Annotated in this window: 17 protein-coding genes; 6 read left to right on the forward strand and 11 right to left on the reverse strand. The window is 42.3% G+C overall.

The genetic code is table 11. The features are described from left to right. Nucleotides 1-38: 38 nt before the first annotated feature. From infA to trxB, 5 genes are all read right to left on the reverse strand, one after another. On the reverse strand, nucleotides 39-260 hold the full coding sequence (gene infA / locus ACE1SE_RS06605; protein WP_047767507.1) for a translation initiation factor IF-1: 222 nt from the start codon (nucleotides 258-260) through the stop codon (nucleotides 39-41). 163 nt (nucleotides 261-423) lie between these two features. Then, complete coding sequence (gene aat / locus ACE1SE_RS06610; protein WP_374053157.1) at nucleotides 424-1,113, reverse strand: leucyl/phenylalanyl-tRNA--protein transferase; 690 nt, start codon at nucleotides 1,111-1,113, stop codon at nucleotides 424-426. 8 nt (nucleotides 1,114-1,121) lie between these two features. Beyond that, nucleotides 1,122-2,882, reverse strand: coding sequence for a heme ABC transporter ATP-binding protein/permease CydC (gene cydC / locus ACE1SE_RS06615; protein WP_374053158.1), 1,761 nt, complete (start codon nucleotides 2,880-2,882; stop codon nucleotides 1,122-1,124). 2 nt (nucleotides 2,883-2,884) lie between these two features. Beyond that, entirely contained in the window at nucleotides 2,885-4,654 is a 1,770-nt protein-coding gene (gene cydD, locus ACE1SE_RS06620; protein WP_374053159.1) for a heme ABC transporter permease/ATP-binding protein CydD, read from the reverse strand. A 103-nt stretch (nucleotides 4,655-4,757) separates the two neighbouring features. Then, entirely contained in the window at nucleotides 4,758-5,717 is a 960-nt protein-coding gene (gene trxB, locus ACE1SE_RS06625; protein WP_374053160.1) for a thioredoxin-disulfide reductase, read from the reverse strand. A gap of 844 nt (nucleotides 5,718-6,561) precedes the next feature. Here trxB and lrp point away from each other — a divergent pair. The 5 genes from lrp to serS all read left to right on the forward strand — a co-directional run bounded on the left by lrp (nucleotide 6,562) and on the right by serS (nucleotide 13,847). Beyond that, nucleotides 6,562-7,056: a leucine-responsive transcriptional regulator Lrp gene (gene lrp, locus ACE1SE_RS06630; RefSeq protein WP_004256338.1), complete on the forward strand. Its 495-nt coding sequence runs from the start codon at nucleotides 6,562-6,564 to the stop codon at nucleotides 7,054-7,056. A 130-nt stretch (nucleotides 7,057-7,186) separates the two neighbouring features. Next, a complete protein-coding gene (locus ACE1SE_RS18890; protein WP_445082113.1) occupies nucleotides 7,187-10,432 on the forward strand; it encodes a DNA translocase FtsK 4TM domain-containing protein in 3,246 nt (1,081 codons plus the stop codon). Nucleotides 10,433-10,504: 72 nt separating this feature from the next. Then, entirely contained in the window at nucleotides 10,505-11,116 is a 612-nt protein-coding gene (lolA, locus tag ACE1SE_RS06645; protein WP_374053161.1) for an outer membrane lipoprotein periplasmic chaperone LolA, read from the forward strand. A 7-nt stretch (nucleotides 11,117-11,123) separates the two neighbouring features. Beyond that, nucleotides 11,124-12,467, forward strand: coding sequence for a replication-associated recombination protein A (locus ACE1SE_RS06650; RefSeq protein WP_374053162.1), 1,344 nt, complete (start codon nucleotides 11,124-11,126; stop codon nucleotides 12,465-12,467). A 90-nt stretch (nucleotides 12,468-12,557) separates the two neighbouring features. Further along, nucleotides 12,558-13,847 carry a serine--tRNA ligase gene (serS, locus tag ACE1SE_RS06655; RefSeq protein ID WP_374053163.1) on the forward strand — a complete coding sequence of 430 codons (1,290 nt, stop codon included), beginning with the start codon at nucleotides 12,558-12,560 and terminating at the stop codon, nucleotides 13,845-13,847. A 64-nt stretch (nucleotides 13,848-13,911) separates the two neighbouring features. On the opposite strand, the gene ACE1SE_RS06660 is transcribed toward serS, so the two are convergent. The 6 genes from ACE1SE_RS06660 to ycaO form a co-directional block, all read right to left on the reverse strand. Then, the gene (locus ACE1SE_RS06660) at nucleotides 13,912-14,739 is read right to left on the reverse strand and encodes a BPSS1780 family membrane protein (RefSeq protein ID WP_374053164.1); all 828 of its coding nucleotides are present in this window, start codon (nucleotides 14,737-14,739) and stop codon (nucleotides 13,912-13,914) included. Nucleotides 14,740-14,869: 130 nt separating this feature from the next. Then, on the reverse strand, nucleotides 14,870-15,685 hold the full coding sequence (locus ACE1SE_RS06665; RefSeq protein WP_374053165.1) for a BPSS1780 family membrane protein: 816 nt from the start codon (nucleotides 15,683-15,685) through the stop codon (nucleotides 14,870-14,872). Nucleotides 15,686-16,328: 643 nt separating this feature from the next. Then, nucleotides 16,329-17,069 (reverse strand): pyruvate formate lyase 1-activating protein, encoded by a 741-nt coding sequence (gene pflA, locus ACE1SE_RS06670; protein WP_374053166.1) that lies wholly within the window; start codon nucleotides 17,067-17,069, stop codon nucleotides 16,329-16,331. 150 nt (nucleotides 17,070-17,219) lie between these two features. Then, nucleotides 17,220-19,502 carry a formate C-acetyltransferase gene (gene pflB, locus ACE1SE_RS06675; RefSeq protein WP_374053167.1) on the reverse strand — a complete coding sequence of 761 codons (2,283 nt, stop codon included), beginning with the start codon at nucleotides 19,500-19,502 and terminating at the stop codon, nucleotides 17,220-17,222. Between the two features lie 53 nt (nucleotides 19,503-19,555). After that, a complete protein-coding gene (gene focA, locus ACE1SE_RS06680) occupies nucleotides 19,556-20,413 on the reverse strand; it encodes a formate transporter FocA (protein WP_374053168.1) in 858 nt (285 codons plus the stop codon). A 324-nt stretch (nucleotides 20,414-20,737) separates the two neighbouring features. Continuing rightward, nucleotides 20,738-22,501, reverse strand: coding sequence for a 30S ribosomal protein S12 methylthiotransferase accessory factor YcaO (gene ycaO / locus ACE1SE_RS06685; RefSeq protein WP_374053169.1), 1,764 nt, complete (start codon nucleotides 22,499-22,501; stop codon nucleotides 20,738-20,740). 147 nt (nucleotides 22,502-22,648) lie between these two features. Here ycaO and ansB point away from each other — a divergent pair, with 147 nt between their 5' ends. Next, complete coding sequence (gene ansB / locus ACE1SE_RS06690) at nucleotides 22,649-23,692, forward strand: L-asparaginase 2 (protein WP_374053170.1); 1,044 nt, start codon at nucleotides 22,649-22,651, stop codon at nucleotides 23,690-23,692. Nucleotides 23,693-24,099: the final 407 nt, after the last annotated feature.

Genomic DNA, 24,099 nt, shown 5'->3' on the forward strand with positions numbered 1-24,099 from the left:
TGAAAAATATGATCACCTGTGGTGCTAAGGTATCTTAATCAGCGGCTACGGAAAGTAATGCGTCCTTTTTCCGGATCATATGTAGTTAGCTCAACTGTAACCTTGTCTCCTGTCAGGATGCGGATATAGTTCTTGCGCATTTTTCCTGAGATATGAGCAGTGACAATGTGTCCGTTGTCTAATTCAACGCGAAACACAGTATTTGGCAGTGTTTCTAAAACAGTACCTTGCATTTCAAAATTAGTGTCTTCTTTGGCCATCTAATCCTCTAAGTGTAACAACCATAGTTTTTAACCGGCAAGATAATGCCGAAAAACCATCACTATGTAAAGGAATGTCGTATTTTAAGCCATCATTTTACATACGAAAATATGATAGTTAATGACATTCCCACCATGAACAGCATTTATTTCTAAGAGATGATTATAAATCCAGCTTTTGTACAGACCAGCAGCCTGATTGCAATGACTGCTTTCTTAATTGATAAAGATGCTGGAGAAATGTTTCTCTCGGAATATTTTTAGCACCCAATGATTCTGTATGATGATTTAATACCTGACAATCAAATAGTTGGCCGCCATGACGTAAAAAATGGTGATAGAATGCGACAAAAGCACACTTGGAAGCATTCTCCATTTTGCTAAACATCGATTCACCGCAAAATAGTGTACCGACACAAACGCCGTATAAACCACCCACAAGTTGATGGTCATGCCAGACTTCAATTGAATGAGCTAATCCTTCTTTATGTAAGGTTTGATAACCTTTTTGAACATCTGACCCAATCCAGGTGCCTTCTTGTCGTTGAGCGCAATTATATATCACTTCATCAAAAGCATAGTTTACCGTAATTTGGTAAGTATGTTTGTGAATAAATCGACGTAGTGTTCGGCCAATATGCAATTCTCCTGGAATCAACACAGCCCTGGGATCGGGAGACCACCATAAAGGTGGCTCGTCAGGCGAATACCAGGGAAAAATTCCGCCATGATACGCTACTCGTAAACGTTCTGCACTTAGATCTCCTCCAAATGCCAATAAACCATTGGGTTCAACCAGCGCATTAGTGGGATGGGGGAATTCATATGAGTTACCCAGTTGAGCTATCGACATAAGTTGAATTACCTTTGCTCAGGGTAGCTCGGTAGCTGATGAAATTGTTGCCGCTGATAAAATTGATAATAACGTCCTTGTTGAGCCAGTAGCGTATTATGCTTACCTTGCTCGATAATGCGTCCTCCATCCATAACGCAAATTTGATCCATGAATTGCAAGCCTGTGAGTCGATGGGTAACGATAATCAAAGTCTTATGCTGACAACGATGGTGTAGTAGCGACAGAATTTGCTGTTCTGTATCTGCATCGAGTCCTTCAGTTGGCTCATCCAGTAGCATTAAAGGGGCATTGTGCAATAATGCTCTGGCAATACCCAGGCGCCGTTGTTCTCCACCGGAAAGCTGACGCCCGCCTTCACCCATCCAACAGTTTAGCTTTTTATCAGTGTCTAGCAAATATCCTAAACCTACTTGTTGCAGTACGGTTGTTAATTCATCGTCGCCAGCATCTGGTTTTGCCAATAAGAGATTTTCACGCAAAGTATGGCTAAAGACATGTATTCGCTGAGGAACAATAGACATCATTGAACGCAATGTTGGCTCATCATAGTGGGAGATAGGGTGCTGATTAAGCTGAATCTCACCGCTATTGACATCCCAGGCTCGCGTCAATAATTGCAAAAGTGTGGATTTACCACATCCTGTTTTTCCCAGTAAAGCAATATGTTCGCCTGATCTCAGGGATAGTGATATATTTTTCAATACTGGTTGTGATTGACCTGGATAGATGAAATCAACATCTTTTATTTCAAGGTTGAACCCGCTATTTGCTTGCGGTCCATGAGAAGGAAAGGAGACTTCCGGTTTTTGGTGCATCAACTGAGAAACACGTGTTGCAGATGCAATGACTTGCCCCATGTGCTGGAATGCCACAGTGACTGGACCAAGTGCTTCGAACGCAGCAAGGGTGCAAAATGTAAACAGTGCGATTAATGCGCCCGGCTGGCTGTTTTCTCCCACACCTGCCGCAGCCAGCCACAGTATCAGCGTCACTGTCATACCGGTGGAAAAAATCATGATAGCTTGTGAAAGTCCGGTCAAACTGGCTTGTTTTTGCTGGCTTTTCAACCAATCATTTTCAATCTCTGTCATGGATTGACGAAAGCGTTTGAGTGCGCCAAACACGCTTAATTCAGCTTGCCCCTGCAAAGCGCTGGTAAGTAATGTACGATACTGACCGCGTTGTTGAGTAATGTTTCTGCCATAAGGTTTTCCTGCGTGGTAAAACACGCAAGGTAATATCAGCAGCAACCCTAACATAATACCGCCAATAGTATAGGCGAGGATGATATCAAGGAAGCCCAGGCCGAATGTCAGAACGAGAATGACGACGAATGCGGCGAGGACAGGGGAAATAACGCGCAGATACAGGTGATCCAGTGTTTCGACATCTGCAACAAGCCTATTTAACAACTCCCCTTGACGAAAACGAGCAATGCCTCCAGGAGAAAGCGGTAGTATTTTTTGAAACGCGAAAACACGTAAATGCGCTAATACTCGAAATGTTGCATCATGGCTGACAAGCCGCTCACCATAACGACCAGCAGTGCGAAAAATAGCCGCACCGCGAACACCGGCAGCAGGTAGCATATAATTAAACGTATATAACCCTGCAAACCCCGCCAGAGCTGTGCCAGCAAGGAACCATCCAGAAAGTGTTAACAACCCAATACTGGCTAGCAGTGTCACAATCGCCAATAGCATACCTAAGCTGATGAGAAACCAATGGCGGCGGTAAAGCACGAGAAATGGGAGTAATACACGCATGATTAAAGCTCCACACTGCGGTGAGATAACAAACGAGAAAATACACCTTGAGACTGGCTTAAAGTTTGATAATCACCTTGTTCAATAAGCAATCCATTTTCCATTACCCAAATCTGGTCATATGATAGCGTTTCTTCTAGCAAGTGAGTGACCAATAATGTGGTTTGTTGATGTGAAGCCTGATTTAAGGCCATCATCACACGCTGTTCGCTATGGGCATCAAGACTAGCGGCGGGTTCATCTAAGAGCAATAATTGGCAAGGGTTTAACAACGCTCGTGCTACCGCAATCCGCTGGGCTTGTCCGACAGACAGACGAGCAGCGTTGTCACCTGTCACCGTATTTATTCCATCTGGTAGGTCGTTAATAAACTCACTGACATAAGCCCGTTCCATCACATCATTGATTTGCTCTTGCGTTGCGCCATACTGACCAAGACGAATATTATCAAGCAGTGTCTGTTCTGGCAGGTGTGGGTTTTGCCCAACCCAGCTTAAATGTTCGCGCCATTTGGTAAGATTGAGTTCACGCAACTCTATTCCATTGATTTTCAAGGAACCATGATAAGGTAAGAATCCCAGCAATACATTGAGCAACGTACTTTTTCCTGCACCACTTTTTCCAACCAGAGCAATCCGTTGGCGTTTATCAATGGTAAAATTCAAAGGACCAGCAAGACGATGTCCATCGTGGGACATAATTTCTAGTCCGCAGGCCTCAATGGTAACGGGTTCTTCATCTGATAGTGTGTTCTCACCGCTTCTTGCGGCCTGTTCTCCATCGCTGCTAAGTAAAGTGAAGAGTGATTCTGCCGCTCCGACTGCCTGGGCTTTGGCGTGATAAAACGTACCTAAATCGCGCAGTGGTTGAAAAAACTCGGGTGCGAGGATTAACGCGAGGAAACCTGCAAACAACGTAACACCCACGCCATAACTACCAAAGTGCAATTCTCCCAAATAGGAAAAACCAAAATAAACAGCAACAACAGCAATAGAAATTGCGGCAAAAAACTCTAAAACTGCTGAAGATAAAAATGCCATGCGCAGAACTTCCATTGTTCTGCGGCGAAAGTTTTCTGTTGAACCAGCGATTTGTTCAATTTCTGCTTCTCCTCGATGAAACAGACGCAAAGTTTCCAAACCCCGTAAACGATCGAGAAAATTACCGCTTAATCGGCTGAGAGCAACAAAATTGCGCCGATTGGCATCTGCGGCTCCTAAGCCCACCAATGCCATAAACAGTGGGATTAATGGCGCGGTTACAAATAAAATTAATCCTGCGGCCCAATTAATTGGAAACACAGTAACCAGGATTAAGACAGGGATTATCGTAGCAAGCGCAATTTGAGGTAGATAGCGAGAGTAGAAATCTTGCATGTCTTCTATCTGCTCCAGGATAATGGTTGCCCAGCTTCCGGCGGGTTTCCCCTTAACCCACACTGGACCCAGTTGTTCGAGTTTATCCAGCACCATATTGCGAATTTGTTGGCGTACAACTTTGCCACAAATAAACCCGACACGCTCCCGAACAGCATTGACAATCGCCCGTAATGTAAAAGTAGCGGCCAACATTAGAAATTGGTCGATAAGATTTTCACGGAGAACATTGTCCATAATCAGGGCTTGCAGGATTGTCGCCAAGAGCCAGGCCTGGGAAATAATCAGCAATCCACTGATTAAGCCAAGTAGCATTGATAAACGAAGCCATCGACGGGCGGGTACAGTTTGCTGTTTCAGCCATCGAACAAGTTCAGATTGTCTTGTTTTGTCCATAAGAAAAATTTCTGATTAGCGGGTGATGATACGGAATATCAAAACAAGCTGTATGTTACCTGTTAAAAAGCGCTATCGGAATAGCGCTTTGGGGAAAGATAGATTATTTGGTTGCCAGCCCGTCAAGGAAACGTTCAGCATCCAGTGCAGCCATGCAGCCTGTACCTGCTGAGGTGATAGCCTGGCGATACACATGATCCATAACATCTCCGGCGGCAAAGATACCGGGAATAGAAGTCTGGGTGGCATTACCATGCAAGCCAGATTGGACTTTAATATATCCGTTTTCCAGTTCCAGTTGGCCATCAAAGATGCCAGTGTTTGGACTATGGCCGATGGCGATGAAAACGCCGGTAACATCCAGTTCTTCGGTATTGTCACTTTTCGTATTACGAATGCGGATGCCAGTAACACCCATATCATCACCCAGAACTTCATCCAACGTACGATCAGTATGCAGAATAATGTTGCCGTTCTTCACTTTTTCCATCATTCGGTCAATCAGGATTTTCTCTGAACGGAAAGTATCACGGCGGTGAATCAGATGTACTTCAGAGGCAATGTTTGCCAAATACAGTGCTTCTTCAACCGCAGTATTGCCCCCGCCGACTACAGCAACCTTTTGTTTGCGATAGAAAAATCCATCACATGTTGCGCAGGCAGATACACCACGACCTTTGAAAGCCTCCTCGGAAGGCAATCCGAGATAACGGGCTGAAGCTCCTGTCGCGATAATTAAAGCATCGCAGGTATATTCCTGATCATCACCAAATAAACGGAATGGTCTGTTTGAGAAATCAACGTTCTGAATATGGTCAGAAATAATTTCTGTTTGAAATTTTTCGGCGTGTTGGAACATGCGTTCCATCAAGCCAGGGCCAGTCAGCCCTTCAGGATCTCCGGGCCAGTTCTCAACCTCAGTCGTGGTGGTCAATTGGCCACCTTTTTCAACCCCAGTAATGAGGACAGGATTTAGATTAGCGCGGGCTGCATACACAGCAGCGGTATAACCAGCAGGACCTGAACCAAGAATGATAAGTTTACTGTGTTTGGCTGTGCTCATGAATACCTCATTTCCATTATCGCATATTGCAGATTTGGGGATTGTAGGAGAAATAATAAGTTAAAAAAAGCGATTATCAGATAAAATATTCATGTTATTAACGATTTTACCGATAGATAGTAACTATGATGTAATCGTATTGTAAGAGACGATTGTTTAACTTTCTGAATTGAACGTCATTTATACATATGAGACATAAAACAAGCTATCGAAACGATTTACTGAAAATTTATTTGGCAGGTTGTTCTGATTTTTGTTCATTTACTTTGACAATCGGCTGTGCATTTGCGAAAACATCTGTGTAAGAGATAATTATCTCTCTTGCTAATCAATTGTTTCTATAAAATAGACAAACTAGTGTGGGTGATTTTCTCATAGAATATAAAAATTGCCGTTAAGCTGTTTCTGAAAAACCTAGTGTTTTTGGAGCTGGTATCTTGAGAGATAGTGTTCTGGGAAATGGTGTTTCTGAGAGACAATGCTCTGGTAAATCGTGTCGTATTCCTAATGGATTTCAAGTTGTAGTGCGGCGGCAAGGGAATAAAACCTCAAGCGCATAGAAACGAATATGAGTGGCTGATATATGAGTAACTGAGTGATTGGGGTGAGTGAGCACAGCTAACATAGCATCAACTTGGAAAACAAAAGGGGTAATTAATCGAATTCTGGGAGATTGTGATCTGGGAAATTGTATTCTGGGAGATTGTTTCTAGAGTTGTAGTAGTCCTTAAACCTTGGTTACAGATTGAGCGTTAACCTTTGAAGACATCTTTTCCAGCTCAACTGCTTGAAAGAGATAGGGAAAATGTTTTAGGTGTAGGAATATTAAAGAGAGAGCAATAAGATGATAGATAATAAGAAGCGTCCAGGAAAAGATCTTGATCGTATAGATCGTAATATCCTTAATGAGTTGCAAAAAGATGGTCGTATTTCTAACGTGGAGTTATCCAAGAGAGTTGGTTTGTCACCAACACCTTGCCTGGAACGCGTGCGTCGTTTAGAGCGTCAGGGCTTTATCTCTGGCTACACGGCTTTGCTGAATCCTCATTATTTGGATGCATCATTGCTGGTATTTGTTGAAATTACGCTGAACCGCGGTGCAGCAGATGTATTTGAACAATTCAATACTGCTGTTCAGAAACTAGAAGAGATCCAAGAGTGTCATTTAGTTTCTGGTGATTTTGACTATTTGCTGAAAACACGCGTGCCAGATATGTCTGCATATCGTAAATTGCTCGGAGAAACTCTGTTACGTCTTCCTGGTGTTAATGACACCCGCACTTATGTTGTAATGGAAGAAGTGAAGCAGAGTAATCGTTTAGTGATTAAGACTCGTTAAGCTTTCATCTAAAATGTACAGATGCAAAACAGGAAAAACTCAGGTACACTCCTGTTTATGCATACAGTTTCAACGCTGAGCTACCCTCAGCGTTGTTCCGTTTAAAACAGAAAAACCTGGAGAGCCTTTCTTGAACCAGGAATATACAGAAGACAAACGTGTTAAATTAAAGACGATAAGTAGTGGCCGCCGGCTTCTGGAAGCCATTCTGTTGGCTATTGCTATCTGTGCTGTGTACTTAATGGTAGCGCTTATCAGCTTTAATCCATCTGATCCTAGTTGGTCACAGACATCATGGCATGAACCCGTCCACAATTGGGGCGGCAGTGTTGGTGCTTGGTTATCTGACACACTATTCTCGGCATTTGGTATTCTTGCCTATGCAGTCCCGCCATTTATGTTGTTAGGTTGCTGGAATGCTTTCCGTCAGAAAGATAGGCAAGAGTACATTGATTTCTTCACACTTGCATTACGCGTCATTGGTGCTTTAGCCCTGATACTGACATCATGTGGCTTGGCTGCTCTCAATATTGATGATTTAAATGATTTTGCTGCTGGTGGAGTCATTGGCAATTTGTTCAGTAACGCGATTCTGCCCTGGTTCAACATTCTGGGGGCAACCTTGGCTCTGCTTGGTATTTGGGTCGTTGGATTCACATTATTTACGGGATGGTCATGGCTCACGATTGCAGAAAAGATTGGTGAAGTTATTCTGGATTCACTAAGTTTTGTCGTCAATCGTGGCCGCAATAGTGCTGAATATGATTTAGATAATACGTTAGTTTCTGAACGTTCAGCCAGTGAACAAAAACATGCGGAGCATGCAGATAAACATGAAATGGTTATATTTACTGAAACGTTGGATGAAGATGATGTATTACTGACAGCTCCAACGTTAGCCGAATTAGCTAATACAGGTGCAGCGTTACAGCCTGCATCAGTTTCTCCAACGGTTCCAGTATTGGAGCAACCTCAGGAACAAGAACCTGTTCACTATTCTTTTGAATTGCCAGATGATGAGCAATCAGGTACAAATCCACAATCTGATGACTTTTCTCAGTCTATTTCAAATCTATCCACAAACAGTTCTGTTGGCACAAATACACATTCACAAGATGATGTAACAGATACATTTACGCTTCCTGCAAATGATAATGTCAATTTGGAAAATGCGGCAGCGGATATTGTCAGCTCTGCTATTGTGACGAGAAATCCACAGGTTAAACAAGGCATTGGTCCCGAAATGCCGCGCCCTAATCCTGTCAGGATCCCAACACGTCGCGAATTGTATGGTATCAAAGTGCCTTCTCACCGTTTGGCAGAACACATGCAACGGAAAGAGAAAGAGAGGCAGAACGAGTTGGTTGCAGAAGCGAATGAACAGCGAATGGATGCCCAACAGCAAGACATGTTGCGTCAGCAATTCCTCGAACAGCAACGCGAGCGTTATGGTGCTGATTTTGAAGAAAGAAATAGAGAGCCAGAGTCTCGTGAAGCAAATACGCTGATACATAAGCAACCAACGGTAGCTGATGAGTTGACGGAAAATAGCGTAGATAACCCGATCATAGGCGAACAAATAGTAAACGAACAGCCAATAGATGAACAAAAAGCACAGGAAGAAGCGTTGCGGATAGCATTTGAGCAACAGCAACGTGAACGTTACCAGATGAATCAACCTGAGCCTGCTGAATTTGTATTTATGCCAACAGAATCACAGACTCAGCCAATTCAGGAGAAAAATAGAGCGACTCCTCTTGATTTCCACGAATCGAGAAATCAACCTACTTTTGTGCAGCAACCGCAGCAACCGCAGCAACCGCAGCAACCGCAGCAAGATAGCCTATTCCATCCATTCTTGATACGCAATGATCAACCATTGCCAAAGCCAACGACGCCGATGCCTTCTTTGGATCTTTTGGCAGAACCGCCAGCGGAAGAAGAACCGGTTGACATGTTTGCGCTTGAGCAAACCTCTCGTTTAATTGAAGCGCGTTTGAATGATTATCGCGTTAAAGCGGATGTTGTTGGATTCTCTCCTGGTCCTGTCATCACCCGATTTGAATTGGATTTAGCTCCTGGGGTGAAAGCTTCGCGTATTTCTAACCTATCACGTGACCTCGCTCGTTCGCTTTCAGCGGTAGCTGTCCGTATCGTGGAAGTTATTCCGGGGAGACCTTATGTTGGTTTAGAATTACCCAATAAAAAACGCCAAACAGTTTATCTGCGGGAAGTTTTGGACTGTGAGAAATTTCGTGATAATCCTTCACCGTTAACCATCGTCTTAGGAAAAGACATTGCAGGGCAGCCGGTTGTGGCTGACTTGGGTAAAATGCCCCACTTACTGGTAGCAGGAACGACGGGTTCGGGTAAATCGGTAGGGGTCAATGCGATGATCCTCAGTATTCTATATAAAGCGAAACCAGAGGATGTTCGCTTTATTATGATTGACCCGAAAATGCTTGAGTTATCGGTTTACGAAGGCATTCCACATTTATTGACTGAAGTTGTCACCGATATGAAAGATGCAGCCAATGCATTGCGTTGGTGTGTAAATGAAATGGAGCGACGTTATAAGCTGATGTCAGCTTTAGGAGTGCGCAATATTGCGGGCTATAACGATAAGATCAAGCAAGCCGAAAATATGGGGCGACCAATCCCTGATCCGTTCTGGAAACCAGGTGACAGCATGGATACAATGCATCCTATGCTGAAAAAAGAGCCTTATATTGTTGTCATGGTTGATGAATTTGCCGACTTAATGATGACAGTCGGGAAAAAGGTGGAAGAATTAATTGCCCGCTTGGCTCAGAAAGCACGGGCGGCAGGTATCCACTTAGTATTGGCAACTCAGCGCCCTTCTGTTGATATTATCACCGGACTGATTAAGGCAAATATTCCGACACGTATTGCATTTACAGTATCCAGTAAAATAGATTCCCGTACCATTCTTGATCAAGGTGGCGCAGAATCATTGCTTGGTATGGGGGACATGCTTTATCTGGCGCCAAACTCCTCCATTCCTGTACGTGTTCATGGTGCATTCGTGCGCGATCAAGAAGTGCATGAAGTAGTGAATGACTGGAAAGCCCGTGGCCGCCCTCAATATATAGACAGTATTGTCAAAGGAGGAGAAGATGGTGAAGGCAGTATGGGATTTGATAGTGACGAAGAGCTAGATCCCCTGTTTGATCAAGCGGTTGAATTTGTGGTCGAAAAACGTCGTGTCTCTATTTCGGGCGTGCAACGTCAATTTCGGATTGGATATAACCGGGCAGCCCGGATTGTCGAACAAATGGAAGCACAACAGATAGTGAGTACCCCTGGGCATAATGGCAATCGTGAAGTTTTGGCACCTCCGCCCCATGAACATTAATTATCGCTGTGAAATGTAAACAGTATCGGCAATTGATGGCTGATAATAAAACGAATTGAAGGTACCTCGCACATGAAAAAACTGATGTTGATTGGTTGTCTGATGATGGGCGTGAGCATAGGTTCTGCCTGGGCTGATGCAACGCAGGATCTGCAAGGGCGTTTGGGGAAGGTGAATAGTTTTCATGCCAGTTTTACTCAAACAGTGACAAGCAATGATGGTTCAACGGTCCAAAAAGGAGAGGGCGAGCTTTGGATCAAACGCCCTAATTTGTTTAACTGGCATATGACGTCACCTGATGAGAGTGTTTTGGTTTCTGATGGTAAGACGCTGTGGTTTTATAATCCTTTTGTTGAACAGGTGACGGCTAATTGGTTAAAAGAAGCAACGGGAAATACGCCATTTATGCTGATTACACGCAATGATCCTGCCGACTGGAAACAGTACAAGGTTATGCAAAACGGTAATAGCTTTGAGCTGACGCCCCATAATGCCCATGGCAATTTAAAACATTTTTCAATTACCGTGACACCAGAAGGAACAATCCAAAAATTTACTGCCGTTGAACAGGATGGGCAAAAAAGTGCTTACCAATTGAAAGGGCAGCAAAATGTAAACGTGGGTGCGGAAAAATTCAAATTTACCGTACCGGAAGGTGTCACGCTGGATGATCAACGCCAGTGAGGTTTAAGTGAACAATCTTTCTCTCGATTTTTCACAAAATGAATTTCAGCCATTGGCCGCAAGAATGCGGCCAGTCACATTAGATCAATATATCGGCCAGCAACACTTACTGGCGGAAGGGAAACCTTTGCCGCGAGCCATCCGAGCAGGTCATCTTCATTCTATGATTTTATGGGGACCGCCCGGAACAGGAAAAACAACACTGGCTGAAATTATTGGTTATTACGCTCAAGCTGATATTGAACGTATTTCGGCAGTCACTTCTGGCATAAAAGAAATTCGTGAATCCATAGAAAGAGCACGACAAAATCGTAATGTAGGGCGCAGAACTATCTTATTTGTTGATGAAGTTCATCGATTTAATAAAAGTCAGCAGGATGCGTTCTTGCCACATATTGAAGATGGTACGATCACATTTATTGGTGCAACCACCGAAAACCCCTCCTTCGAATTAAATTCGGCCTTATTATCACGGGCTCGTGTCTATTTATTGAAATCACTTTCGACGGCAGAAATTGAACAGGTTCTTATTCAGGCCATGAACGATACAGAGCGTGGCATTGGCGGGCAAAATATCGTATTACCGGATAATACTCGCCAAATGATAGCAGAGCTTGTGGCGGGAGATGCACGCCGCTCACTGAATTTGCTGGAGATGATGTCGGACATGGCAGAAACCGATGCGCAAGGGCAACGGGTTTTGACGCCGGAATTACTGAAAGAAGTGAGTGGGGAAAGGAGCGCCAGGTTTGATAATCAAGGTGATCGATATTACGATTTAATTTCTGCACTGCATAAATCAATCCGCGGTTCAGCACCTGATGCAGCACTTTACTGGTACGCCCGAATTATTACCGCAGGCGGTGATCCTCTTTATGTTGCCCGTCGGTTACTGGCAATTGCTTCTGAAGATGTAGGTAATGCAGATCCACGTGGAATGCAGATCGCTATTGCTGCATGGGATTGTTTTATGCGCGTAGGAGCGGCTGAAGGAGAAAGGGCGATCGCACAAGCCATTGTTTATCTTGCTTGTGCGCCGAAAAGTAATGCTGTTTATACCGCATTTAAGGCAGCTATGGCAGATGCGCAAAACAAACCGGATTATGACGTTCCTGCCCATTTGCGTAATGCCCCGACTAAGCTGATGAAGGAAATCGGGTTTGGTGAAGAGTACCGTTACGCTCATGATGAAGCTAACGCATATGCAGCCGGCGAAGTCTATTTTCCACCAGAAATGCAACAAACACGTTATTATTATCCGACTGCCAGAGGGCTGGAAGGTAAGATAGGTGAAAAGTTAAACTGGCTAATGGAACAGGATCAAAATAGCCCAATAAAACGCTATCGTTAATTTTCTTGATACGGTAAGGTTTATATCTAACAATTTCAAACTACAGCTCTTCGCTGTAGTTTTTTCAATAACAACAAGCACAGGACTAGCATGCTCGATCCAAATATACTGCGTAATGAGCTAGACGCAGTCGCCGAAAAACTGGCTCGCAGGGGTTATACCCTTGATGTGGAGACGCTGCGCAAACTAGAAGAGCGCCGCAAAGTTTTACAAGTTGAAACTGAAACCCTGCAAGCTGAACGTAATTCCCGATCGAAGGCTATTGGTGCAGCGAAAGCCCGTGGTGAAGATATTGAACCACTGCGTCAGGAAGTGAATCAGTTGGGAGAAAAGCTGGATTCAGCAAAAGCTGAATTGGAAACTTTGCAGGCTGAGATCCGTAATCTTGCATTAAGTATGCCGAATATCCCAGATGATTCTTCTCCAGACGGAAAAGATGACAGTGATAATCTGGAAATTAGTCGTTGGGGTGAACCACGCCAATATGACTTTGAAATCAAAGACCATGTATCATTAGGTGAACTGACTGGCGGCCTTGATTTTGCTGCTGCGGTTAAACTGACTGGCTCGCGTTTCGTAGTAATGAAAGGGCAGATCGCTCGTCTGCACCGTGCCATCACCCAATTCATGCTGGATCTGCATACAGAGCAGCATGGTTATCTGGAAACTTACGTTCCTTATCTGGTTAACCATGATTCTTTATATGGTACGGGGCAGTTACCTAAATTTGGTGAAGACCTGTTCCATACCAGACCATTGGAAGAAGAATCTGGCAGTCATTATGCGCTGATCCCAACTGCGGAAGTTCCGGTCACTAACTTAGTTCGTGATGAAATTCTGGATGAAAGCGCGTTACCATTGAAGATGACGGCACATACCCCTTGCTTCCGTTCTGAGGCGGGTTCTTATGGTCGTGATACCCGTGGCCTTATCCGTATGCACCAGTTTGATAAGGTTGAGTTGGTTCAGGTTGTTCATCCGGAAAAATCCATGGAAGCATTAGAGGAACTGACTGGACACGCTGAGAAGGTATTACAGTTACTGAATCTTCCTTACCGTAAGATGCTGCTGTGCACGGGTGACATGGGAGCAAGCGCAAGAAAAACTTACGATCTGGAAGTTTGGTTACCAGCGCAAAATACTTATCGTGAAATTTCTTCTTGTTCTAACACGTGGGATTTTCAGGCTCGTCGTATGCAAGCACGTTTCCGCGCTAAAGATGACAAGAAAACTCAGTTAGTGCATACACTGAATGGTTCGGGTCTTGCGGTAGGTCGTACCTTGGTTGCTGTGATGGAAAATTATCAGCAGGCAGATGGCCGTATTGAAATCCCAGAAGTGTTGCGTCCTTATATGAATGGATTGGAATACATTGGTTAATACCACCTATTCTTAATAAAAAAAGCGCCGAATATGGCGCTTTTTTACGAGTAACTATCATAATTCAGCGTGTCACAGTTATATCATCTTTCTGAGTTTCTTTTTTATAAAAAACACTGCGATAAGAAATATAAGACGTTGCCAGGCTCAATGGAACGGTGAATAGGGCTCCTAAGAACAGAGGGAGTGCAGAAATAAAGAACAAAAGATAGATAAAGAGAAGGAATAATAGTACACCCAGGAGGTTTTTCCATATAGCACGGAAACTAATTGAAAGGGCTTTTCCTACGCTAAAATCTTTCAATATAACCAATGCGGGGGCAAACCAGGAACATGCAGTGGATAAGAACAAGGTAATTAGAAACACACAGGAAGATAAAAATGATTCTTGTGAATCATCACTAATGAGCATCGCTTCATAATTGCTATATAAAGAAAAATCATCGAAAATGACTTGAGAAAGGTTATGTCCATCTATCATAGCATAAATAAGACTTCCCAATATTTTTATTCCACAAACAATGATACCGATTGCCAATAAAACACTACATTTATAGTGAAGTCCATAGAATAATTTCCCGAACTTAAATTTACCAGTCATTCTTTGCGTTTCACAAATGGCAATAATTCCAGCTGAGAATAATGGTTCCAGTAAATTAAACAGGATAAAACCAAAATCAGAAATGAAAAGAATTAAATTAACAGCGCCATAGATAATTCCCATCAACACCCACATACCAAGTTTGGGAGACATAAAATCCCATGTATCACCTATCCAGGAAATGGCAGCACGTACCCCAATTGCCTGTCCATTGGGAATAAAGATAGTGTGTTCATTAGCTGAATTATTGTGTGATCTTTCTATATTGGGAGGAATACTGTTGTTATCCATTGTTTTCTCTTATATTAATAAAGGAACTTACTCAACTTATGTTTTTATTTCAAGATTAAATATTATTTAATAGTAATAAAAAAGCGCTAAAAATAGCGCTTTTTACATATCAATATCTGTTGGGAAATATTTAATTGATTAAGTGCGATTTTGTCTCTTGGGTTTCTGGCGCATAAAAAATGCTGCGATAAGTTGTATAATAGGTTGCCATATACATAGGAAAAATAATAAGTAAACCCAAACCAAGTGGAATTGCGGAAACAAATGCCAGAATACCCATCAGCAAGAAGAACAGGAAACCACCGAATAGGTTTTTTCTTACTGCACTTAAGCTCATCGATATTGCTTCACCAAATTTTAAATCATTAATGATAATCAGAGCAGGAGCAAACCAGCTAAATGCAAGGGAAACGATGCTAAAGAACAATATAACCAATATTGCCAGCATTAAACTAGAAAAACTGCCCGTTAATAGCATCGGATCTGGATCCTGTCCTGCCAAAAATATTTGAAGTAGGCTTGTTCCTCCAAGTATAACAGCAGCAATGATACCAAGTACATTTATGCCGAAGGCAAGCGCACCTACAGCAACTAATGAGCCGAGCTTATTTTTAAATCCATGGAAAAGCAATTCTATGTCAAAATCACCCGTTGTTCGCTGTTTTTCACTGGCAGCGACAAATCCAGCAACCAAGACTGAACCAAATAGGGCAGCGACAATACTGGCGGTAGGTATGAATTGCAAAGTAATTAGTATAAGGAAATAGACTAAGGTTATCAATATCCATTTCAGTGGCTTTGCTTTAAACATTTCCCATGCATTACCAATCCACTCTGCTGCAGTCCCGGCTCCTACAGCACGACCACCTGGAATGAATGTATCTTTTTCCTTGCTCAGAGAGACGCTGTTCTCTCCTGAATTGAGGTTCATATCTTGAGTATCCATGTTTTTCCGATTTATTTTATTGAATAGCCATTACTGAATTGATTTTTCTCTATTTCATTAACACGATTCGTTATAGAAAACGGAGGGATTATCATATAAAAATTATTAATCAACAAGTATTAATTTTAATTCTTATAAGTGGAAAAAGGTGTTTTTACAGGGAATAATGAATGTATGCGATTTATTTTATTAATTGTTCTAAGATAATTTTGGCTTAATTTTCTAATTTATATCTACATAAAGTAAATGATTTTATCTTTGATATCATTTATTGTGTGTTTTTAGAATAAAATATTATTCGCATTGTGTGATAGGTTATGCTGATTTGTGCTTTATTTTTATCATATCAGACTATATCCGGCCTGATATGATCATAGCTAGGAATAATTAACAGGAAAAAAGACGTGTTACCTAAGCGCAATATTTAGGATATGTACCTACTTGTGCTTAAAAAATAGTGGCAATGATAATGTTGAATGTAAAGGAAGTTAAAAATTTATTCAATATAATAACTGTAAGGAAGAAATCGGATAATTGTTCATTAACAAAGAAACTGACTTCAATGTTTGAAAGCCAGTTTCTATTAAGAATTATAGATTGCTTTATTAATTAGATAGTTAATTATGGAATGGCGGGAATAAATCTAATAGATTACGTGATGTCCATAGCCACTTAAAATTTCTTTTACTCTCTCCATTGTCTCTTTTGATGGGGGCTTAACACCTTCCAGTTTATATTCCTCCCCCATGGTAATCCATTTATGTTTACCGAGTTCGTGATAAGGTAATAGCTCTATTTTTTCAATATTTTTCATGTCGTTGGTGAATTCACCAAGTAAATGAACTGATTGATCGTCATCCGACCAACCGGGAACAACAACATAACGGATCCAGGTTTTTTGATTGCGTTTTGCCAGATAACGTGCAAATTCGAGAGTCCGATGATTGGACACGCCAATTAATTTTTGGTGAATATCATCATTAAGTTGTTTTAAATCCAGCATAACCAAATCGGTAGCATCCAATAGTTCATCGATCACCGTATCATAACGGCGAACAAAGCCATTCGTATCCAGACAGGTATGAATACCTTCTTCATGGCAAGCCCTGAACCAGTCACGAACAAATTCGGCCTGAAGGATTGCTTCACCACCGGAAGCCGTGACTCCGCCACCGGAAGCATTCATAAAGTGGCGATAGGTTGTTGCTTCTTTTATTAATTCTTCGACTGTTACAGTTTTTCCGCCATGGGTATCCCAGGTATCGCGGTTATGGCAATAGAGGCAGCGCATGAGGCAACCTTGGAAAAACGCGATAAAGCGGATACCGGGACCATCTACGGTTCCGCAAGATTCAAAAGAGTGGATACGGCCAAGTACGGACATGAAAGGACTTCTCCAAAACTAGCAAACTCATAAAGGCCCCCAAGGATTAAGGAGCCTTTATTGAAAGTTATTTCAATAGAAATAATGAAATGTTACGTTAACGCGATTCTCATTGGCTCTATTTCAAGTAATTACACTATATTTTAATAATTACATGGTTTGAGTAAATGTACGGGTGATAACGTCCTGTTGTTGTTCTTTAGTCAAAGAATTAAATCGCACAGCATAACCCGATACGCGAATTGTCAATTGCGGGTATTTCTCAGGATTTTCCATGGCATCTAACAGCATTTCGCGGTTCATCACGTTAATGTTCAGATGCTGACCACCTTCGATATCTGCTTCGTGATGGAAATAACCGTCCATCAGGCCTGCCAGATTTGCTTTACGCACTTCATCATCTTTACCCAGTGCATTAGGTACAATAGAGAATGTGTATGAAATACCATCCTTGGCATAGGCAAACGGCAGTTTAGCGACCGAAGTCAATGAAGCAACTGCACCTTTTTGATCACGTCCGTGCATTGGGTTGGCGCCTGGTCCGAATGGTGCGCCAGCACGACGTCCATCAGGTGTATTACCCGTTTTCTTACCATAAACCACGTTTGAGGTAATAGTCAGTACAGACTGGGTTGGAACAGCATTACGGTATGTTTGCAGTTTCTGAATTTTCTTCATGAAGCGTTCAACCAGATCACAAGCGATATCATCGACACGTGGATCGTTGTTACCGAATTGTGGGTATTCACCTTCAATGTTGAAATCAATTGCCAGGCCATCTTCATCACGGATTGGGAAAACTTTCGCGTATTTAATGGCAGACAATGAGTCAGCGGCAACGGATAAACCTGCGATACCACATGCCATAGTACGGTATACATCACGATCGTGCAGTGCCATTAATGAAGCTTCATAGCTGTATTTGTCATGCATGTAGTGGATAATATTCAGGGCAGTGACATACTGTTTTGCCAGCCAGTCCATGAAGTGATCCATTCGCTCCATGACCTTGTCATAATCCAGCACAGCGTCTTTCATTGGCTCTTCTTTCGGGCCAACTTGCATTTTCATTTTTTCATCCACGCCGCCGTTGATGGCATATAACATGGTTTTTGCAAGGTTTGCACGGGCGCCGAAGAACTGCATTTGTTTACCAACAACCATTGGGCTGACGCAGCACGCGATAGCGTAATCATCGCTGTTGAAGTCAGGGCGCATCAGGTCATCATTTTCATATTGCAGGGATGAGGTGTCGATAGAGACTTTTGCTGCAAACTTTTTAAAGTTAATAGGTAGTTTTTCAGACCACAGGATGGTCATATTAGGTTCTGGGGATGGCCCCATGGTATATAGCGTATGCAGGAAACGGAAACTGTTTTTGGTTACAAGGGTGCGTCCATCTAAACCCATACCAGCCAGTGATTCGGTTGCCCAAATTGGGTCGCCAGAAAATAGTTCATCATACTCTGGAGTACGCAGGAAACGCACCATGCGCAGTTTCATGACCAAGTGGTCGATCAGCTCTTGAGCTTGTTGTTCAGTTAATTTACCGGCCTGAATATCACGTTCGATATAGATATCCAGAAAGGTCGAAACACGGCCAAAGGACATTGCAGCACCGTTTTGGGATTTCACGGCTGCCAGATAGGCAAAATAAGTCCATTGCACGGCTTCTTTGGCATTGGTAGCAGGGTTGGAAATATCATAGCCATGTTTAGCCGCCATCTCTTTGATTTGACCAAGAGCGCGATGCTGTTCGGCGAGTTCTTCGCGTAGGCGAATGGTAGCTTCCAAATCTTCGCCATTTTCCAATTTTTCCTGTAGGGAAGTGAATTGGGCAAATTTTTCGTCACGCAGGAAGTCGATTCCGTACAATGCAACGCGACGGTAATCACCGATAATGCGACCACGGCCATAGGCGTCAGGCAAGCCAGTCAATACACCGGATTTGCGGCATTTCAGGATATCGGGGGTGTAAATATCAAATACGCCCTGATTATGCGTCTTACGATATTCAGTGAAAATTTGTTTCAGTTTTGGGTCCAGATCGCGATTGTAAGCTTTACAGGAACCTTCAACCATTTTAATGCCACCAAATGGGATAATGGCACGTTTCAGTGGTGCTTCGGTTTGCAGGCCAACAATTTGTTCCAGATCTTTTTCAATATAACCCGCATCATGAGAGGTAATTGTAGACGCAATGTCAGTATCAAAATCTATCGGTGCATGGGTGCGGTTTTCGATTTTGATACCTTCCATGACTTTTTCCCACAAAATATTTGTTGCTTCTGTGGCACCCGCGAGGAATGATTCATCACCTTCATACGGGGTATAGTTTTGCTGGATGAAATCACGAACGTTGACTTCATTCTGCCAGCTACCCTCGTTAAAGCCTTGCCATGCTACTGAGAATTTTTCGTTTAACTCGGACATGATACTTCTACCTTTTAACAGTGGAACTTTTAAGAATCTGATGCGGAGGCGAATTAATGATTTTTGCCACCACGTAAATAAATCAACCAATAAGCCAACCCAACCAATACCGCACCACCAATGATGTTACCTATCGTGACAGGGATCAGGTTATCGGTAATAAAGCTTGAAACATTAAGTTGAGGAAATCGTTCAGGGGTTGTCCCTACTTTCAACCAAAATTCATCTGGTGCGAAGTTTTTGATAATGATCCCAAACGGAATTAAAAACATGTTAGCGATACTGTGTTCAAAACCGCTGGCGACAAACATGCCAATTGGCAGGATCAGTGCGAATAATTTATCGATCAGACTGCGTCCGGCATAACTCATCCAGACAGCAAGACAGACCATCAGATTGGCTAAAATACCCAGGCATATCGCCTCGATAAAGGAATGGTGCATTTTATGATCTGCTGTCTGTAATACATTCAGTCCCCAGGTTCCATTGGCAACGGCATATTGGCCGGAGTACCAAACCAAGGCCACGAAAAACAGGGCACCAATCAGATTACCGATGTAAACGTTAATCCAGTTTTTGATCATTTGAGACCAGGTAATACGCCCCGTCGCTTTTGAAATAATCGTCAACACAGTGGAAGTGAAAAGATCGACGCCGCATATAACCACCAGCATCAAACCGAGGGAAAAACAGATCCCGCCAGTTAATTTAGCTAACCCATAAGGAATGGAAGAGGTTCCTATTGTTGCCGTAATATAAAAAACAAAAGCAATGGAAATAAACACACCTGCCATGATTGCCGATAAATAAGTCACTGTGGGATGTTTATTGACTTTATATACACCAATGTCATCAGCGATTTGTGCCATTACAGCAGGGGAAAATAAATTGAAAGGGCTGTCAGTTTTCATCCTAACACTCTCTTTATCCTTAATTAATCATAGCACGCATTGATAGTAACAAACGGGGATCGACTTGAATTTGATATGGATCATATTAGACCGAAAGTCTAATGAAATATGGCAGCCTAAGCTTGGAGATTTGAAAATAATTAATTGATTTAAAAGGATAAATATTTTTTAAAATTTATAAAAAATTTTTATATAAGCAATTTTGGCCTTTTAGATATTAAAAGTAAAGCAACAGGTTAAATTGTCATTTATTTGTTATTTCAAAATAAATTATATTTAACCTGCACTTTACTTTTTACGATGAATAAACGTTAATGCAACAGTTTATTTATTGGTCCAAAATTCACGCTTAGCTTTTTGCAGTTTATCATAAGCATTTAATAATGCTTGATGGGCAGGCAGTGCTTTTAATTCTGAATCAATAGGCCATAGACCATAGAAGCCATTTTCTCCGGCAATGGCTGCTGAAGCAGCATCAACAGTGTCTTGACCGTACATTTTTACAAATGCCTGATAATATTGCTCTGGTTGGCGATCTTCTTCTTGGGTTAACAGTAACAGCGTTTGCAGGCAGCGATAATAGTTAGCTCGCTCAGTGGTGAAAACAGAAGCATTGAAATCCTGTGTCCATTCAACCCAAATCAGTGCTTGTTCCAAATCCTTACCTGCCAGTGCCAGCATGGATTTTAATTCACCGATACGCAGGTTGCTCCAGCCGTTATCTTTACCTGTCGCAACTCCCAGTAATTCGCGGACACGGGTGAAGTCATCTAAACCTTCATCATCTAGCTGTTCGAGAAAAGCCAGATACTCTTCTGGCTGCCATTGACTTTCCGGCAATGCCAGAATGGTATCACGCAGATGAGTTCCCATGGTGTTATTGGCAATGTGCAAATCTTCAACCGGATAAATATCTGACATGCCGGGAACCAGAATGCGGCAAGCGTAAACGCCAAGATGCTCGTAATCAGCAATATACACTTCAGCATCCAGTTTATTGAAGATCCCCATCAGGGTGGTGAACTCTTCTTCTGTTGTTCCGCTGAAATTCCAGTCAACAAACTCATAGTCAGCATCCTGCTTAAACAGATCCCAACTGATAGCACCGCTTGAATCAATGAAATGAGTTTCCAGGTTGGTATGTTCAGAAACTTCTTCATCATCAAAACTTGGTGGAGTAAAAACGTCCAGATCTTTCAGACTACGGCCTTGCAGCAGCTCTGTGACTGTACGCTCCAGTGCAACACCAAAATCAGGATGAGCACCAAAAGAAGCAAAACAAGTGCCATTATTAGGATTGAACAGGACGACACAAATGACCGGAAATTGCCCACCCAGTGAAGCGTCGTAACAATAGATCGGGAAGCCTTCTTCCTGCAATTTATTGACTGATTCAACGACGCTTGGATAGCGGTTCATAATATCTTGTGGAATTTCAGGCAAGCTGATGCATTCTGCGATAATGCGATTTTTCACATAGCGCTCGAATACTTCAGATAATCCCTGAACACGCGCTTCGTTCATGGTGTTGCCGGCTGACATGCCGTTTGAAACATACAGATTTCCGATAATATTCATCGGAATATAAATCGTTTGATTATCTGACTGGCGAGTAAATGGCAGGGCGCAGATCCCCCGCTCTTCATTACCAGATTGCAGATCCACTAACTGGCTGGCACAGAGCGCGTTATCTGGATTGTAAAAACGATGCAGACGTTCGTCTAAGATGCCTTCTGGCAGAGAGTCATTTTCTGGCAACGGGAACCATTTTTCATTTGGGTAATGAACAAATTCACTATTAGCAACGGCATCACCCAGATAAAAATCAGCAAAGAAATAGTTTGTCGATAGACGCTCAAAATATTCTCCTAATGCAGAGGCCAATGCAGCTTTCTTGCTGGCACCCTTGCCATTGGTAAAGCACAGTGGGCAGTCGCGATCGCGAATATGTACTGACCAAACATTCGGAACAGGATTCAGCCATGAGGCTTCTTCAATATTAAAACCAAGGGACTTCAGTTTGTGCTGAAAGCGGTTAATAGAGTCCTCTAACGCGGCGTCTTTGCCTGGGATATAGGTTTGCGTCATCGTGATTCACTTCAATTTATGTTAAAGGCGCATATCATACGGCGTTTTTTTTATCCGCTCTATCAGTTCGCAAAAATTATTGTTAATTAGAGTTTATTTATTCTTGGTTTACATAATAAAATAGCTTTTTTTACAAGAGGTTGAATAATGAAAAAGACTAAAATAACAGCAATAGCCGGTTTTCTGGCTTTAGTTAGCGGTTCTGCTTTCGCTTTACCGAGTGTTACTGTTTTGGCAACAGGGGGCACAATTGCTGGGGGTGGTGAATCGGCAACTCAATCTAGCTATACCGCAGGTAAAGTAGGTATTGATTCTCTGCTGAATGCTGTACCAGCAATTAAAAACTTGGCTGATTTGAAAGGCGAGCAGGTTGTTAGCATTGGTTCTCAGGACATGAATGACCAAGTATGGCTGACTCTGGCGAAAAAAATCAATGCAGATTGTGACAAAACCGACGGTTTCGTAATCACTCATGGTACTGATACCATGGAAGAAACGGCTTATTTCCTGGATCTGACTACACAATGTCAGAAGCCTATCGTGATGGTTGGCGCAATGCGTCCATCTACTGCTCTGGGTGCTGATGGCCCATTGAACCTGTACAACGCAGTTGTGGTTGCGGCTGATAAAAACTCAGCAAACCGTGGTGTGCTGTTGGCGATGAATGATTCCGTGATCCATGGTCGTGACATCAGTAAACTGAGCACAACTGAAGTTCAGGCGTTTCAGGCTGTGAATGCTGGTGCACAGGGCTTCGTTCACAATGGCAAAGTGCGTTATTATTCTGCGGCACCAGTAAGAGCGAATAAAGCCGTTTTTGATGTGAGCGAATTGGATAAATTGCCGAAAGTTGGTATCGTTTATAACTACTCCAACGCTTCTGATCTGCCAGCAAAAGCTTTCGTTGAAAATGGCTATCAGGGTATTATTAGTGCAGGTGTAGGTAACGGTAATATCTATAAGTCTATTCTTGACACATTGGCTAAAGCAGCTAAAGAGGGTGTTGTTGTTGTTCGTTCCAGCCGTATTCCTTTCGGCTACACTACCCAAAATGCTGAAGTTAACGACAGTAAATATGGCTTTGTGGCTTCAGAGCGTTTGAACCCACAGAAAGCCCGTGTTCTTTTGCAATTGGCTCTGACGCAAACTTCTGATGTAGAAAAAATTCAGGAAATGTTTGGTAAGTATTAATTCCTGAGTTAACTATATAAAAAGGCGCATTCGATGCGCCTTTTTATATTTTAATTTTCAATTCTATTGATTCCGTTTATGTGTTAATTTTCCACAAATGCCTTGAAGATATTGAATTTTTCTAGGTGTACCATCACAGCCATTATAAACTGAAACATCAATACACTTATTTCTTACATTCATCAACAGAAAGTCACCTTGGAATAAGGCACCACTATTATATATCCTGGCATTGCCAAAGATGGGATCTTGTCCTGATTGTAATTGTTGATATATCTTGCTTATTAATTTGATTAATAAATAATTCAATTTTGAAAAATGAAGGTGAGTTTATGTTGAGGTGTTTTTTATTGTTTCGAGAAAAGGGTATATTTGAAAATCTCGATTGATTTTGTCAAGGGTTTATT

Origin of the sequence: Xenorhabdus taiwanensis (assembly GCF_036512875.1) — a bacterium.
Taxonomy (GTDB): Bacteria; Pseudomonadota; Gammaproteobacteria; order Enterobacterales; family Enterobacteriaceae; genus Xenorhabdus; species Xenorhabdus taiwanensis.

Excerpts from the sequence above, each read along its gene's own strand:
- trxB (WP_374053160.1), bottom strand. The coding sequence starts at position 5,717 with ATGAGCACAGCCAAACACAGTAAACTTATCATTCTTGGTTCAGGTCCT.
- lolA (WP_374053161.1), top strand. The coding sequence starts at position 10,505 with ATGAAAAAACTGATGTTGATTGGTTGTCTGATGATGGGCGTGAGCATA.
- infA (WP_047767507.1), bottom strand. The coding sequence starts at position 260 with ATGGCCAAAGAAGACACTAATTTTGAAATGCAAGGTACTGTTTTAGAA.
- cydC (WP_374053158.1), bottom strand. The coding sequence starts at position 2,882 with ATGCGTGTATTACTCCCATTTCTCGTGCTTTACCGCCGCCATTGGTTT.
- lrp (WP_004256338.1), top strand. The coding sequence starts at position 6,562 with ATGATAGATAATAAGAAGCGTCCAGGAAAAGATCTTGATCGTATAGAT.
- pflB (WP_374053167.1), bottom strand. The coding sequence starts at position 19,502 with ATGTCCGAGTTAAACGAAAAATTCTCAGTAGCATGGCAAGGCTTTAAC.
- ACE1SE_RS06660 (WP_374053164.1), bottom strand. The coding sequence starts at position 14,739 with ATGGATAACAACAGTATTCCTCCCAATATAGAAAGATCACACAATAAT.
- cydD (WP_374053159.1), bottom strand. The coding sequence starts at position 4,654 with ATGGACAAAACAAGACAATCTGAACTTGTTCGATGGCTGAAACAGCAA.
- pflA (WP_374053166.1), bottom strand. The coding sequence starts at position 17,069 with ATGTCCGTACTTGGCCGTATCCACTCTTTTGAATCTTGCGGAACCGTA.
- ycaO (WP_374053169.1), bottom strand. The coding sequence starts at position 22,501 with ATGACGCAAACCTATATCCCAGGCAAAGACGCCGCGTTAGAGGACTCT.
- serS (WP_374053163.1), top strand. The coding sequence starts at position 12,558 with ATGCTCGATCCAAATATACTGCGTAATGAGCTAGACGCAGTCGCCGAA.
- focA (WP_374053168.1), bottom strand. The coding sequence starts at position 20,413 with ATGAAAACTGACAGCCCTTTCAATTTATTTTCCCCTGCTGTAATGGCA.
- aat (WP_374053157.1), bottom strand. The coding sequence starts at position 1,113 with ATGTCGATAGCTCAACTGGGTAACTCATATGAATTCCCCCATCCCACT.
- ACE1SE_RS06665 (WP_374053165.1), bottom strand. The coding sequence starts at position 15,685 with ATGGATACTCAAGATATGAACCTCAATTCAGGAGAGAACAGCGTCTCT.
- ansB (WP_374053170.1), top strand. The coding sequence starts at position 22,649 with ATGAAAAAGACTAAAATAACAGCAATAGCCGGTTTTCTGGCTTTAGTT.